Genomic DNA, 14250 nt, shown 5'->3' with positions numbered 1-14250 from the left:
TCTTTGAAAGGGCATTCCCGCCCTACACAGGGCAAATATGACCCGTTTGAGGCGGGCAAACAGGCTTGATTTACGGAAAAACCAGCCAGAAACGACATCTTTGGAGCTTGCGGGCCTGCGTATTGGTCAGACTGAGGCTTGCAGCAAATGTTGCGAATACGGGTGTACCGCCTTTTGTTCGCGCAACGCCTCAACGCCCAAGACCTCAACGATCTCGCCATCCTTCATCACTGCCAGCCGGTCACACATATGGCCAACAACCGAAAGGTCATGCGACACCATCATATAAGTTAGCCCCAGTTCCGCCCTGAGGTCCGCCAGCAGGTTCAGGATTTCCGCCTGCACCGAGACATCAAGCGCCGAGGTCGGCTCGTCCAGCAACAACAGCTCCGGTGACGGGGCCAAGGCCCGCGCAATGGCTACACGCTGGCGTTGCCCACCTGAAAGTTGATGCGGATAGCGAAAGCGGAATTTTTGCCCAAGCCCTACATCATCGAGCAGTTTCACCACGCGGTCATCAATGTCTTTGAACCCGTGCAAATGCAGCGTCTCGCCCAGTACTTGGTCGACGGAATGGCGCGGGTGCAGGGATGCATAGGGGTCTTGGAAAACCATCTGCACCTGCTTGAAAAACGCCTTTGGACGCGCGCCATGCCCAATGGCGTTTCCGTCGACACTCATCTTGCCGGACCAGTTCGGGGCAAGCCCGGTGATAGCGCGCAAAATGGTCGATTTACCCGAGCCACTTTCGCCAACGAGGCCGAAGCTTTCCCCCTTCTCGACGGTGAAACTCGCATTCACCACCGCATCAACGCGGTCACGTTTCGTCCCGAACCAGACGTTCAGCGCGTCGATTGTTACCATACTCATATCTGGCCACTCACACTTGGGGTTTGGGACCATTCCGGGTCACGTTGCAGCACATCAAGGCGCGCGCGAGGGGCATCAAGGCGCGGCAGCGAATTCAGCAAGCCGCGCGTATAGGGGTGTTTTGCATCATGTAGTTTCTTGGCGTCGCAGACTTCGACGATGCGCCCTGCATACATGATTAACACCCGGTCACAAAAGTCCGCCACAAGGTTTAAGTCGTGGCTAATGAAGATCAGCCCCATGCCGCGATCTTTGACCAAGCCGTCCATGATATCGAGAACTTGGCGCTGAACGGAGACATCGAGGGCTGATGTTGGCTCGTCCGCGATTAAGATTTCGGGGTTCGGGATTAGCATCATCGCAATCATAATGCGCTGGCCCATGCCGCCCGACATCTCGTGGGGGTAGGCGCGCATCACGCGCTCGGGGTCACGGATCGAGACGGCTTCTAGCATCTCGAGGGATTTCTTATAGGCGTCTTGGTAGGAGACCGAATTATGCATCCGGTAGGCCTCGATGATTTGGTTGCCGATGTTCATCACCGGGTTCAGTGAGAACTTGGGATCTTGCATCACCATCGAGATTTTCTGGCCCCGCACGGCGCGCATCTCTTTCTCGGACTTTTTAAGCAGGTCCACGCCATCAAGGTTGATATGGTCTGCCTCGACAATGCCGGGCGAGCGGATCAGGCGCAAAATGGCGCGGCCCGTCATGGACTTGCCCGAGCCACTTTCGCCAACAATGCCTAAGCGTTCGCGGCCAAGGGTGAATGAGACCCCGCGCACAGCATCGAAGACGCCTTGGCGTGACGGGAATTTCACCCAAAGGTTTTGAACATCAAGAAGAGTAGTCATTATTCACCTGCCTTTGGATCGAGCACATCGCGCAGCCCGTCACCAAGTAGATTAAAGCCAAGGGATACGGTGAAAATCGCCAAGCCCGGCACGGTCGCAACCCACCAGTAATCAAGGATGAAACGGCGCCCCTCCGAGATCATAGCGCCCCATTCAGGGCTAGGTGGTTGCGCGCCAAGGCCAAGGAAGCCAAGCCCCGCAGCGGCCAAAATGATGCCCGCCATATCGAGGGTAACGCGCACGATCAGCGAGGAAATGCACAGCGGCCAGATATGTTTGGTGATGATGCGCATCGCCCCTGCACCTTGCAGCTGGATGGCGCTGATATAGTCGGTCGAGCGGATTGTCAGCGTCTCGGCGCGCGCGATGCGTGCATAGGGCGGCCAAGCGGTGAGCGAGATTGCGAGCACTGCGTTCTCGATGCCAGCGCCAAGGGCGGCGACGAAAGCCAGCGCGAGGACGAGGCGTGGGAAGGCGAGGAAAATATCGGTGATACGCATCAAGACGGTATCGGTCCAACCGCCAACATAGCCAGACACGGTGCCCACGAGCAGCCCAGCGATAGGCGCGATCAGGGCCACCAGCGCCACGATATAGAGCGTGATGCGAGAGCCATAGATCAGCCGCGAGAGGATATCGCGCCCCAAGCTATCGGTGCCAAAGATATGGTCCTTGCCCCAGAGCGGTGCAAGCCTGTTGCCAAGGTCTTGGGAGAACGGATCATGCGGGGCCAATAGTGGCGCGGCCGCGGCCATCAGCAAAAGCAATAGAAGGATGCCCAAGCCGACCATGGCCATTGAATTGGAGCGAAACGACAGCCAGCCCTGATAGAGCGCCGACAGTTTGGCGTGACGGCGTGAGGTCGGTGTATCGGTCAGCAGCCATGCGCGTAATGATTGTGTCTCAGACATCTATCAGTCCCCTATTTCTTCGCACGAGGATCAAAGACCTGATAAAGCAGATCCGAGAAAATATTGAGCACAATGAACACCAAGCCGACAACAACTGTGCCACCAAGAACGGCATTCATATCGGCACTAAGCAGTGCAGTGGTGATATAGCTGCCGATGCCGGGCCAGCTAAAGATGATCTCGGTCAGCACCGAGCCTTCGAGTAGGCCTGCATAGCTAAGGGCGATGACGGTGATCAATTGGATGCGGATGTTCTTGAAGGCGTGTTTCCACACGACATTCCATTCCGACATGCCTTTGACGCGCGCGGTGGTGATGTATTCGGCGCTGAGTTGTTCCAGCATAAACGAGCGTGTCATCCGGCTGATATAGGCCAGCGAATAATAGCCCAGCAGTGAGGCCGGCAAGATGATGTGGCTGAGCGCGTCTTTAAACACGTCCCAGTTGGCGTCCAGCAAAGCATCAACCAAGATGAGGCCTGTGACGCTGGGCACGACATCAACATAGAAGATGCCAACGCGGCCCGGTCCACCGACCCAACCCAAGACGCCGTAAAACACCAGCAAACCCATAAGGCCCAGCCAGAAGATGGGCATGGAGTAGCCGACCAAGGCCAAAACGCGGGCAATTTGGTCGATCCACGAGCCTTTGCGCACGGCGGCAAGCACGCCTAGGGGCACACCCAAAACGATGCCGATGATGATGCCAATAGTGGCAAGTTCCAACGTGGCGGGAAAGACGCGCGCAATGTCCTCGGACACAGGCCGCGCGTTCAACAATGAGATGCCGAAATCCAGATGGATCACATCCCATAGGTAGTAGAAAAACTGTACAAGCAACGGCTTATCGAGGCCGAGCTGATAGTAAACAGCATCATAAGTGGACTGCGCCGCCCGTTCGCCAACGATGGCCAGAACTGGGTCAATCGGCATGATGCGCCCGATGATGAAGGTGATGAACAACAACCCCAGCAGCGTCACAGCAATAGAGCCGAGCGTCAGCAGAGTTTTCTTCACAAACGGCCAAACCGTCTCGATAAGGGGCGCCCGTGATGGGCGCCCCTCGTTGTGATCCTCAGTGAGGGCCATTTACTTCGTAACCTGCCAATAAGCAGCAGCAGTTACAGCCTGACCAGTTGACCAGTCAGATACATTGTTGCGCATTGCTGATTGCTCGATCTGTTGGAACATCATGATGAAAGGTGAGATTTCACGAAATTCCTTTTGAATGTCGAGATACATCTGCACGCGCTTTTCGCGCTCGCCTTCGGTCACAGCAGCCTCGACTTTTTCGGTCAACCCGCCAGCATCCCAACCTGTACGCCACGCCAGAAGACCTGTTGCATTGGCTGCATCAGAGTTGTCTGGGTTATAGGCAAATGTGCCAGCATTGGTTTGTGGATCAGGATAATCTGGACCCCATGCACCAAGGTAGATGTCGATATCACGCGCACGGTAGCGTGCCAGGATTTGCTTGGCAGTGCCCACGGTGATGTTCACTTTGATGCCAGCCAGAGCGGCAGCATTTTGGAACGCTTGGCCGATCTCGATACGCTCTTGCGCTTCACGAACACCAATTTCGACTTCTAGGCCTTCAACACCAGCGGCAGCCAGCAGTTCTTTGGCTTTCTCGATGTTATAAGAGAACGGGTTCTCATCCGACGCGCCAAGGTAAGTAGCTGGCAGGAAGTTTTGGTGAATTGTGTACTGACCCTTCAGGAAGCTGTCGCGCATGCCTTCATAGTCGATCAGATATTTGAACGCTTGACGCACTTCTGGCTTGGACAGCACAGGGTGCTTCTGGTTCAGCGCCATATACATCAGGCGGCCTTTCAGCTCGTCCACAACTTTAACGCCGTCGGCTTTGGTCGCACCTGCGATATCTTCAGGGTTCAGGTTACGTGCGATATCAATATCTCCACGTTCCAGCAAAAGGCGCTGCGAAGCACTTTCAAGGACGTGACGCACGATAACGCGCTCCATTGCTGGCGCGCCGGCGTAGTAGTCAGCGTTTGAAGTCAGGGTAACGCTCTCGTTTGGCTTCCAGCTGGCCAATGTGTAGGGGCCGGAACCTGCGGAGTTGGTTTTCAACCATGTGTTGCCCATGTCACCGTCGACTTCATTAGCCATGACGGTTTCTTTGTCCACGATCCCACCAATAGTAGCGGTCAGGCAGTTCAACACGAAGGACGTTGCGTATTTTTTGTCCGTTGTGATGGTCAGCTTGTTGCCGTCAGCCTTAATGGTCTGTGTGGCATTTTCAGGGGTGAAGCCAAACTGGCCCAAGATGAACGCAGGTGTTTTGTTCAAGATAACAGCGCGTTGCAGCGAGAATGCCGCATCTTCGGCACGCACAGGGTTGCCGGACTGGAACTTAACGCCTTCGCGCATGGTGAAGGTGATGGTCTTGCCATCTTCGGAGACTTCCCAGCTGGTGGCCAGATCAGGCTGATAGCCTGCAGCCAGATCTTTTGGATCAAGAATAACCAAGCGGCTATAGATGTTGCGGCTAATATCGGAGCCTGCAAACTCGAAGCTTTCAGCCGGGTCAATTGTTGTCACATCATCGATGCGGTTGGCGATAACCAGCATGTTAGCTGGTGTTTCAGCGAAAGCAGCGAAGGATGTAACCCCCACAGCAAGGCCGATCGCGGCGCTTGTCAGTAGTTTGTTAAGTGCATTCATTGTTAGAACCTCTCCTGTTCTGTTTCAGTATAAAATTACGTGCAACGGGGGTTATTCCCCCCAAGTTTTCTCCAGCACACGTAACCAATTCTTGTGGCATAGCTTGGCCATTAACGCATCGTCATAGCCATGCTTTGCCATTGCCTGTCTTAGTTTGGGCAACCCCGCGCAGGAGGTCAAATCCTGCGGCACGACGGCACCATCGTAGTCCGAGCCAAAACCAACACGGTCCTCGCCCAGATGTTCAATCAAGTAATCCAGATGGCGGATCATCTGCTCCAACGGCACATCCGCCAACATGCGCCCGTCATCGCGCAAGAAAGCCACCGCAAAATTCAACCCGACCATGCCATCACTTTCGCGGATGGCGGCAAGCTGTTTGTCAGTCAAGTTGCGGCTGTGCGGGCTGATCGCATGCACATTCGAATGCGTCGCCACCAGCGGCTTGGTCGAGTGGCGCGCCACATCCCAAAATCCCGCCTCGTTCAGGTGGGACAAGTCGACCATGATGCCCAACTCATTGCAGCGCTTCACCAAGCGCAAGCCGTGATCCGTTAACCCCGGTCCAATATCAGGGCTGCTTGGGTAGCGAAACGGCACACCGTGGCCAAAAGCTGTGGAGCGACTCCAAACCGGACCGACGGACCGCAAACCAGCCTGATACAACACCTCAAGCGTATTCAAATCCGCATCGATCCCTTCCGCGCCTTCAATATGGAGGATCGCGGCCATTTTCCCTGCCGCCAAAGCCCCACGGATATCCGCGGCACTGCGGCATACGGTCAAGGCACCGCGTTTTTCCAAATCAAACAAGATCGCGGCCTGCGCCATCACGACGGGGAATGCATCCTCCCAGTCAATCGGGTCGGGCAAGGGCAAATCATAAGCGGGCTTGGTCATTTCGTCGAATTTGAACTCGAGATCAATCGGAGATGGCACAAAAACCGCGAAGAAGCCGCCGCCAAATCCGCCAGCCGCCGCCGACGGCAAGTCGATTGCGCCCTCACGCCCGGTTACAAAAGTCTCAGTCGCCGACAGCCCGCCCGCGCGGTGCAATTTTAGCAATACATCATTGTGGCCGTCGAAAAATGTCGGAACAGTTTGATTGGTCAATTTAGGTGGTCCCCCCAGAACAACGCCAACGTTACCCGATATTTCCTCATGGACCATAGGAATTAGTATGATAATAGATCATACATCAATGATATTTACGCAGAGGCAGGCATGGCGACCAAAACTTGGCACAGTTTGCCCGAGTATCAGGCCCTTCGCGCCTTGATGGAAAGCGGGACAACCTCCAAGGCCGCCATTCGGCTTGGGTTGTCACAATCCGCCGTGAGCCGCTCAATTGCCAGCCTGGAGGCGCGCACCGGACGCATATTGTTCGAGCGCGACGGCGGCCGGTTGCGCCCGACCGATGAGGCGGCTCTGCTCAACCGCCGTCTTGACCCCTTGTTTGTGGCGCTAGACCGGATTGACGGGCCGCCGGAACCCGCGCAAGAAACGCTGCGTATTATAGCACCGCCAACCTACGCTCACCGTTTCTTGGTGCACCACATCGCGACCTTCCTGAAAGCCAATCCCCGCTATTTCATCAGCCTAGAAGTCGCCCCGTCTGAAGAGGTTATTCGTGGCATTTTGGATGGGCGGTTTGACCTTGGCCTAACTGGGGTTGAGCTGTCGCGTGACGGCGTGCAGCTGACACCTTACCGCACGTCCAGTGCCGTCTGTGCCATGTGCCCGACCCACCCTTTGAGCGGCAACACGACAATACATCCCGAGGACTTGCATGAGCAGGCCTTGATTGCTTTGCCGCACCGCCATGCCCGACGTGCCCAGTTGGAAAAAGTCCTGCATGGCGCGCGCGCCGAGCCACGCATTGTGGCCGAAGCCTCGACCTCTTTTGCCGCAGTTGATCTGGCCAAAGAGGGGCTGGGGCTGGCCATCGTGAACCCGTTTCCTGTGGTTCACTACCGCGCCGACGATGTGGTGTTTCGCCCTTTTGCCTCGCAGATAGATTACCGCAGCTATTTTGTGACGCCTGACCACCGCCCAACGCCAAGTATCGCACGCGCCTTCATCAGACATCTGCGACTGCACACCTCCAAGGATCCATTCTCGCAAAAGGCCTAAGGTTGCACTTCGCGAAACGCCCTGCACTCAACCGTTAGGCAGAAGTCTTCGACTGGCGCGCCTTAGTTGACCCAATCTTGAGACGTCTTCAAAACCTGTGCTGGCACTCAAAGATGCACGGGCCCAAGGCTGTTGTAATAAGTTCACTTTTTGCTCGGCGCACCAATCCATTAAGGCTTCCAAGACGTCTTTTGCCCGAAATCCCGCACGCAAAGCATCCTGCAAGCAGTCCGTGAACAACTCCGCGCTCATACGTCCGCTTGCACAAAAACTGACCTCCATCTGCTCATAGAACAGGCTCAACGCCACCTCACTGAACACATCACGCAGCGGGTCGCTCAGAATAAATTCTGCGGTTGGGCGTGGCGTGCTCATGGCTGCCAGTGCTATGATTTCCAAGCTGCCTTTCTTCGGCATTAGCGCCTCAGTGATCAGCTGAGGCGGGGCCAGCCTGCACGCCTCCTCTGGGCTTCCTTGCTTCAGAACCGCCCCGAAATAGGCCGGCTCCCAGAACCGGAAATAATACCCTTTTCCCCGCGCATCCTTGATCCGGGTTACCCCGCGAAAATGCTTCCAAAGGTCATGAAACCCTGCACCAGAGCGCAGTATAATAAAGCGCGATTTGCCCCACAGATGCCACGGCGCGTCGGATGCAGTAAACAGGTCGTGGGTAAATCGTTTGGCCGCATCCAAGCGGACCAGCCACGGGGAAACCTCGCTTAGCTCCTCCGCCAATTGCCCCGAGAAAAGGCATTTATGCTCTAGACCCGAGCGTGCCAGAGTTTCCGCAAGGTTGGGAATTTGTCCGGCATCCAGCACACAATAGCAAGACGTCGGGGTATCCGACGTGCCAAACAAGGCAAGCTGCAACCCCTGCGGCAATTCAAGCGGCCCATCGGGGGCCGGAAACTGCACCTCTAATGGAACAACACCCGCAATTGCCTCATGGCGCACCATGTCTAAGTATCGTCCAATATCTCGATCGAGCCCATGACGCCCGCTTTGCGCTGCGTGTGCAAAATCAGACGTTTGCGAACCACCTCGTCGCCGCGCTCCACGTCAAACCCCTGCTCTGCCTCCCACACGCAAACCGCCCGACGCGCGGGGGTCAAGAGCTGGACTGACGGAAAAACCGGAAAGCTGTCCTCATCGGGCGCCAAGGCCACGCGAAGCTCTACCTCATCGTGGCGCGGCCCTTTGTATTCGATACCGTTCGGATCCGCCAAACTGCCCAAAGAGATCGAAAGCAACTGTTTGCCGTCTTGCGGCAGATCAGTCTCGATTTTCAGGCGCACCAAAATTCCGTCACCCGGTTTTTGCATCACATCCGTTGCCCACGCCGCCTCCAGACGGCTGAACTCGGCCTTATCTAAAATGCGGCAAAAGTCGTTTTGCTCAAAATCTGTCATAAATGCATACCCGTAAAAAAGACCAATTGCAGCGGCACAGGCTGTGCCACCAATCATTATTTTTCGGCGTATTGTCATGGGGTAAACACCGCCATAGCGCCCGGCAAACCCGTCGGTGAAGACGCGGCAACAGGCATGTTACGCCCCCCTGCCTTGCGCCAAAGCGAGTATTCGGACGTGCCTTCTTTTTCCTGCCCGCTAGAAAACGGGCTCCAACCCGAGGAAGTTCCCTGCCCGGCGTGTGGCAAGGCATCAAACTCTGCATTGAGGTTTAGAATGCTGCCCTCATGCCCAACCCTTTTGCTTTTGCACGCCGCAGCAATTGTCGTGCTATCTGCCGGGTCACGAATGCATTCGGCAAACAAGGTGCGGGTATAGAAGGCATGGAACGGTACACCTAGATGCGTCGCCATCTTTTGCGCCAAGGAGTTCTCCGGCTCTGCCTGCGCAAGACTGCTGAAGTTTTCAAACGCCCGCCAAACACCAGTCCGGCAGGCATACGAATATATCCGCGCATGTTGGCAAAAGCTGCTGGCATTAATGCCGGTCATGTTTCTGGTCGTCAAATCCACTCTGGGGGAGCCGCTGTAATTCAGCGCAAATTTTCCCGGCAGCCCGTGGCAAATAAACAGCAACCTGAGAATGTCATACTCTTCCCCATCAATCGTGCGGGTGTTCAGATAGGTGGTCAAATCACTGACCGACGAGATTGCCTCCAGATGAATGCCTATGGTTCGCAAGAACTCCAGCGCAAGAAGCTCGGAGCGCGAATACCCGTGCGGGACATATAAAACGGTGGTCCTGTCCGCATGGGTCCAGCGTGGCACCGAGAGCACGCCCTGCGCCAACCCAAACCCGGGGCTGAAAAACATCATTTTCAACCAAAATAAATCGTAAGATTGCTCCGAGCCGAGAACGATAATGTTCTCCATTTTTCCCGGACATCGCATCTCTGCCGAGTCGGCTGAATCCTGTGGCATATCAAATACTTCCTAAAATCAATACAAAAAGCTCGCACATAAGTTTAAACGTGTCAAAGGCACACTCAGCGGCGGCTTGCGCCCATGCGTATCATCAGGGAAGCACACGAGGTATACCAAAGGAAGAATGATGGCGGACAGACAGGGATTCGAACCCTGGAGACGGTCTCCCGCCTACACACTTTCCAGGCGTGCGCCTTCGACCACTCGGCCACCTGTCCGTGGCGCAGGGTGTAGCTAAAATATCGGGGGAAGCGCAAGGGGCAACTGGCCTCTTTTTCCCAAAATATGCCTCGAAGTGTGGATCGCCTAAAAAGTGGCTACATTACATCACATTACGGGGGATGCCGCCAATATCCCTGCGAATATTATCCTACTTTGCCTTCTTAGCCCGCTTGAACGTGCCTGCGTATTCGGCCAGATCGCGTGCGATAGCAAAAGCCCCTTTGATCCTGTCGACTTCGCGCTTCCACTCGCCGCGCACTACAACTTTGTTGTCGCGCAGCTTGGCCATTTTGCTCTCATCTTGCAGGTAGGACACCAGCCCCTCGGGCTTGGCGAACTTGTTGTTGTGGAACTCGATTGTCGCCCCGCGCTCGCCTGCATTCAGCTTGGCGATACCTGCGCGTTTGCACATCGCCTTGATCCGCACCACCAACATTAGCGTGTTCACTTCACGCGGCAACTTGCCAAAGCGGTCGATCAACTCGGCAGCAAAGCCCTCTAGCTCCACCTTGGTGGTCAGCCCACTTAGGCGACGATACAGCCCCAAACGCACGTCCAGATCAGGCACATAGGTATCAGGGATCAACACTGGCACACCAAGGTTAATGGTGGGTGCCCATTGGTCGTCAATCTCGCTCAGGCCCTCCATCTGGCCAGAGCGGATTTTGGCAACCGCCTCTTCCAGCATGGACTGGTACAGCTCAAAGCCAACCTCGCGCATATTGCCCGATTGCTCCTCGCCTAGAACATTGCCTGCGCCACGAATGTCTAAATCCTGCGAGGCAATGTTGAACCCTGCCCCCAAGCTATCAATCGAGCCCAAAACCCGCAGGCGCTTGGCCGCAACCGCGTTCAATTTCTGGCGTGGCTTTGTCGTCAGATAAGCATACGCGCGGGTCTTGGAGCGCCCCACCCTGCCCCTGATTTGGTACAATTGACTTAGGCCAAACATATCCGCGCGGTGCACGATCATCGTGTTGGCGGTTGGGATGTCGATGCCGCTCTCGATAATAGTTGTGGCCAGCAGCACGTCATATTTGCCATCGTAAAAGGCGTTCATCCGGCTGTCCAACTCGCCCGGTGCCATCTGACCATGCGCCACCAGATATTTAACCTCTGGCACCTGTTCTTTCATCCATGCCTCAATGTCGGGCAAATCTGATACGCGCGGCACTACATAAAAGCTTTGCCCGCCACGGTAATGCTCGCGCAGCAGCGCCTCGCGGATCGTAACCGTATCAAATTCCGACACATAAGTGCGGATCGCCAACCGATCAATCGGCGGCGTGCCGATGATGGATAATTCACGCACCCCTGACAGGCTAAGCTGCAGCGTGCGCGGGATCGGTGTGGCCGATAATGTCAGGACGTGAATGTCGGATCGCAACTGCTTGAGGCGCTCTTTGTGCTGCACACCAAAATGCTGCTCCTCATCAACAACCAGCAAGCCAAGGTTCTTGATGTGCACCTGTTTGGCCATCACCGCATGGGTGCCGATGACAATATCCACGGTGCCATCGGCCAGCCCTTTGCGGGTCTCGGCGGCCTCTTTGGTGCCAACAAAACGCGACAGTTGACGCACGTTGATCGGGAAGCCACGGAAGCGATCCTTGAAGCTTTGCGTGTGTTGGCGCGACAGCAATGTTGTGGGGACAACCACCGCCACCTGCATGCCAGAGGCGGCGGCAATAAAGGCCGCGCGCATCGCCACTTCGGTTTTGCCAAAGCCCACATCGCCGCAGACCAAGCGGTCCATTGGGCGGCCTTTGGCAAGGTCGTCCATCACCGCCTCAATAGTAGTTAACTGGTCCTCGGTCTCGTCATAGGGGAAGCGCGCGCAGAAGGCCTCCCACATGTCATCTGGGGCCTCAATAATCGGGGCGCGGCGCAATTCACGCTCGGCGGCGATGCGGATAAGGCGGTCGGCCATATCGCGGATACGCTGTTTTAGGCGGGCCTTTTTGGCCTGCCAAGCGCCGCCGCCTAGCTTATCAAGCAGCCCCTCATCATGGCCATAGCGCGACAGTAATTCGACGTTTTCAACCGGCAGATACAGCCGATCCCCGCCCGAATATTCCAGCAAAATACACTCATGCGGCGCGCCAGCGGCGGTAACGGTTTCAAGCCCAACATAGCGCCCGATGCCGTGATCCACATGCACAATCAGCTCGCCCAGCGACAGGCTTTGGGTCTCGGTCAGGAAGTTCTCGGCCCGCTTCACCTTGCGTGCCCGCCGGATCAAGCGATCCCCCAGCACGTCCTGCTCGGACACCACAGCAAGATCAGCCGAGGTAAAGCCCTGCTCCAGCCCCCAAACGGTCAAATAAATACCGCTCTCACGGACATCTTTGAACGAGGGTATCAGCTTAACATCATGGATATCTTGGTCTTCTAACAACCCCTGAAGCCGCTCGCGCGCGCCGTCCGAGAAGCTGGCAATCACCACAGGCTTATCCGCGCGAAGTGCATTAAGATGATCAGCCAAGACACTGAAAATATTTATATCTTCTGATTGACGCTCCGGTGCAAAGTTGCGCCCAATACGCCCGCCCGCATCCGTCACCCCAAAGCCCGTTGCCTGTGGCAAGGCCGCCAATTGCACCACACGCGTATCACTCAGCGCCGTCCTAAATGCAGCATCGTCAAGGTACAGCAGTCCCGGAGGAACCGGCTTGTAAACGCTATCAACGCGGGCCTTGGATTTCAGCGCCTCGGTGCGGTTATCATATTGGTCCGCGATACTGTCCCAACGTGCCAAACGTGACGGCTCTGTTTGGTCATCCAGCATCACAGACGCATTGGGCAGGTAGTCAAAAATGGTCTCTAGGCGGGCATGAAAGAACGGCAGCCAATGTTCCAACCCTTGATGTTTTCGCCCAGCACTAACCGCCTCGTAAAGCGGATCATCCGTGCCAGCCGCACCAAACTCGATGCGGTAGTTTTGCCGGAACCGCGTAATCGCAGCCTCGTCAAGAATGACCTCCGACACAGGTGCCAGCTCAATGCGGTCCAACTTTTGGACGGTGCGTTGCGTGGCAGGATCAAAGCTGCGCGCGCCGTCCAGAACATCACCGAACAGATCAAGGCGCACGGGGCCTGTATCGCCCGGCGGGTAGATGTCGATGATGCCACCTCGGATCGCGTAATCGCCCGGCTCCATCACGGTTGGGCTTTGTGAAAAACCCATACGAACCAAATAGCTACGCAAGGCCGCCTCATCAATTTGACGCCCCACTTCGGCGACGAATGACGCGCCCTCCAGCACCTCGCGCGCAGGCACATATTGCGTCGCAGACGCCAATGTCGTCAGCAAGACAAACGGTCCCGGCAGGCCTTGTGCCAGTCCTGCCAACGTTGCCATGCGCGCCGCCGCAACATCGGCATTGGGCGACATGCGGTCATAGGGCAAGCAGTCCCAAGCGGGGAAATCCAGCACCAGAACCTCGGGCGCGAAGAACCGCAACGCCGCGCGCATCGCAGCCATGCGTTTATCGTCGCGCGCAACATGGATCACCGGCCCACGTTCCAGTTCGCGCAACACAAGCTGCGCGTCAAAGCCCTCGGGGGCACCAGAGACGGTGATCATTTTCTTCATAGCAGACCTATTTCATATCGGGTGACGACTTCATATCGGGTGACGACGGCTTCATCACCCACCCAGCACGCCCACAGACAGATTGTGGAACATCCCCCACATTGAGGTCACAAGGATTGAAAACATGCCAATCACTTGAACGGCCAACCTGTGGCGTTTCAATTTCAAGCGAATATCACTGATAGAGCTATGATCAATTCGGCGCGCACAGCGCACGGAAAGGGCGAAAACCACCGCCATCGGGGCTGCAATCAAGAACAAAGCCTGACAAATTTCCAGCCCGTAGACGAAGCCCAATAGCCCCAAGCCCGTCAGCGCAAAGAAGGCAAAACCAATCAGCCAGGACCCGGACATGTCAGCAATGTAGATGAAGCGAGCGGCATTGATGCGCACCAAATCCTTGAGGTCCGTCTCCAGATCGCCGCCATATTTTGCCGCCCGCGCCAACATATCAAACGGCACGCCGATCACGTAATGCGACGCAGCAGACCACGCATAAGCCAGCATAATCCAGAACCAAAGATTGGAGAAGGAGCGCATGTTGATAAGCTCGAAAACAGTTGTGTAGAAATCCACGCGTAAGGCCTTG

12 protein-coding genes and 1 tRNA gene are annotated in these 14250 nt (G+C 56.0%); 1 reads left to right on the top strand and 12 read right to left on the bottom strand.

The features are described from left to right. Positions 1-126 precede the first annotated feature (126 nt). Genes AC3Y7R_RS02805 through AC3Y7R_RS02780 form a run of 6 tightly spaced genes read right to left on the bottom strand, consistent with a single transcriptional unit; the run spans position 127 to position 6432 of the window. Positions 127-870 (bottom strand): ABC transporter ATP-binding protein, encoded by a 744-nt coding sequence (locus tag AC3Y7R_RS02805; protein WP_490040484.1) that lies wholly within the window; start codon positions 868-870, stop codon positions 127-129. Beyond that, the gene (locus AC3Y7R_RS02800; protein WP_490040483.1) at positions 867-1724 is read right to left on the bottom strand and encodes an ABC transporter ATP-binding protein; all 858 of its coding nucleotides are present in this window, start codon (positions 1722-1724) and stop codon (positions 867-869) included. Before AC3Y7R_RS02800 ends, AC3Y7R_RS02805 begins: the two co-directional genes overlap by 4 nt. Further along, positions 1724-2635, bottom strand: coding sequence for an ABC transporter permease (locus tag AC3Y7R_RS02795; protein ID WP_490040482.1), 912 nt, complete (start codon positions 2633-2635; stop codon positions 1724-1726). The genes AC3Y7R_RS02800 and AC3Y7R_RS02795 overlap by 1 nt, the downstream gene beginning before the upstream one ends. An 11-nt stretch (positions 2636-2646) precedes the next feature. Beyond that, the gene (locus AC3Y7R_RS02790; RefSeq protein ID WP_490040481.1) at positions 2647-3723 is read right to left on the bottom strand and encodes an ABC transporter permease; all 1077 of its coding nucleotides are present in this window, start codon (positions 3721-3723) and stop codon (positions 2647-2649) included. After that, complete coding sequence (locus AC3Y7R_RS02785) at positions 3724-5319, bottom strand: ABC transporter substrate-binding protein (RefSeq protein WP_490040480.1); 1596 nt, start codon at positions 5317-5319, stop codon at positions 3724-3726. Between the two features lie 51 nt (positions 5320-5370). Beyond that, the gene (locus AC3Y7R_RS02780; RefSeq protein WP_490040479.1) at positions 5371-6432 is read right to left on the bottom strand and encodes a dipeptidase; all 1062 of its coding nucleotides are present in this window, start codon (positions 6430-6432) and stop codon (positions 5371-5373) included. A 111-nt stretch (positions 6433-6543) separates the two neighbouring features. Between AC3Y7R_RS02780 and AC3Y7R_RS02775 the strand changes: the two genes are divergently transcribed. Further along, positions 6544-7452, top strand: a complete 909-nt coding sequence (locus AC3Y7R_RS02775; protein ID WP_490040478.1) for a LysR family transcriptional regulator — start codon at positions 6544-6546, stop codon at positions 7450-7452. 27 nt (positions 7453-7479) lie between these two features. Here AC3Y7R_RS02775 and AC3Y7R_RS02770 read toward each other — a convergent pair whose 3' ends face one another. From AC3Y7R_RS02770 to AC3Y7R_RS02745, 6 genes are all read right to left on the bottom strand, one after another. Continuing rightward, complete coding sequence (locus AC3Y7R_RS02770) at positions 7480-8409, bottom strand: DUF4123 domain-containing protein (protein ID WP_490040477.1); 930 nt, start codon at positions 8407-8409, stop codon at positions 7480-7482. Positions 8410-8411: 2 nt separating this feature from the next. Further along, positions 8412-8861, bottom strand: coding sequence for a hypothetical protein (locus AC3Y7R_RS02765; protein ID WP_490040476.1), 450 nt, complete (start codon positions 8859-8861; stop codon positions 8412-8414). 74 nt (positions 8862-8935) lie between these two features. Further along, complete coding sequence (locus tag AC3Y7R_RS02760) at positions 8936-9841, bottom strand: hypothetical protein (RefSeq protein ID WP_490040475.1); 906 nt, start codon at positions 9839-9841, stop codon at positions 8936-8938. 131 nt (positions 9842-9972) lie between these two features. Next, positions 9973-10062, bottom strand: a tRNA-Ser gene (locus AC3Y7R_RS02755). A gap of 152 nt (positions 10063-10214) precedes the next feature. Then, complete coding sequence (mfd, locus tag AC3Y7R_RS02750; RefSeq protein ID WP_490040474.1) at positions 10215-13661, bottom strand: transcription-repair coupling factor; 3447 nt, start codon at positions 13659-13661, stop codon at positions 10215-10217. 54 nt (positions 13662-13715) lie between these two features. Then, positions 13716-14237: a component of SufBCD complex gene (locus AC3Y7R_RS02745; protein WP_490040473.1), complete on the bottom strand. Its 522-nt coding sequence runs from the start codon at positions 14235-14237 to the stop codon at positions 13716-13718. Positions 14238-14250: the final 13 nt, after the last annotated feature.

It is taken from the genome of Litoreibacter sp. (genome assembly GCF_058136045.1).
Note: the sequence above shows the minus strand (reverse complement) of the source record. Positions and strands in the feature narration are given on the sequence as shown.

What these genes read in the sequence shown, in the direction of transcription:
- AC3Y7R_RS02805 (WP_490040484.1), bottom strand. Translation starts at nt 870, where the DNA reads ATGAGTATGGTAACAATCGACGCGCTGAACGTCTGGTTCGGGACGAAA.
- AC3Y7R_RS02800 (WP_490040483.1), bottom strand. Translation starts at nt 1,724, where the DNA reads ATGACTACTCTTCTTGATGTTCAAAACCTTTGGGTGAAATTCCCGTCA.
- AC3Y7R_RS02795 (WP_490040482.1), bottom strand. Translation starts at nt 2,635, where the DNA reads ATGTCTGAGACACAATCATTACGCGCATGGCTGCTGACCGATACACCG.
- AC3Y7R_RS02790 (WP_490040481.1), bottom strand. Translation starts at nt 3,723, where the DNA reads ATGGCCCTCACTGAGGATCACAACGAGGGGCGCCCATCACGGGCGCCC.
- AC3Y7R_RS02785 (WP_490040480.1), bottom strand. Translation starts at nt 5,319, where the DNA reads ATGAATGCACTTAACAAACTACTGACAAGCGCCGCGATCGGCCTTGCT.
- AC3Y7R_RS02775 (WP_490040478.1), top strand. Translation starts at nt 6,544, where the DNA reads ATGGCGACCAAAACTTGGCACAGTTTGCCCGAGTATCAGGCCCTTCGC.
- AC3Y7R_RS02770 (WP_490040477.1), bottom strand. Translation starts at nt 8,409, where the DNA reads ATGGTGCGCCATGAGGCAATTGCGGGTGTTGTTCCATTAGAGGTGCAG.
- AC3Y7R_RS02765 (WP_490040476.1), bottom strand. Translation starts at nt 8,861, where the DNA reads ATGACAGATTTTGAGCAAAACGACTTTTGCCGCATTTTAGATAAGGCC.
- AC3Y7R_RS02760 (WP_490040475.1), bottom strand. Translation starts at nt 9,841, where the DNA reads ATGCCACAGGATTCAGCCGACTCGGCAGAGATGCGATGTCCGGGAAAA.
- mfd (WP_490040474.1), bottom strand. Translation starts at nt 13,661, where the DNA reads ATGAAGAAAATGATCACCGTCTCTGGTGCCCCCGAGGGCTTTGACGCG.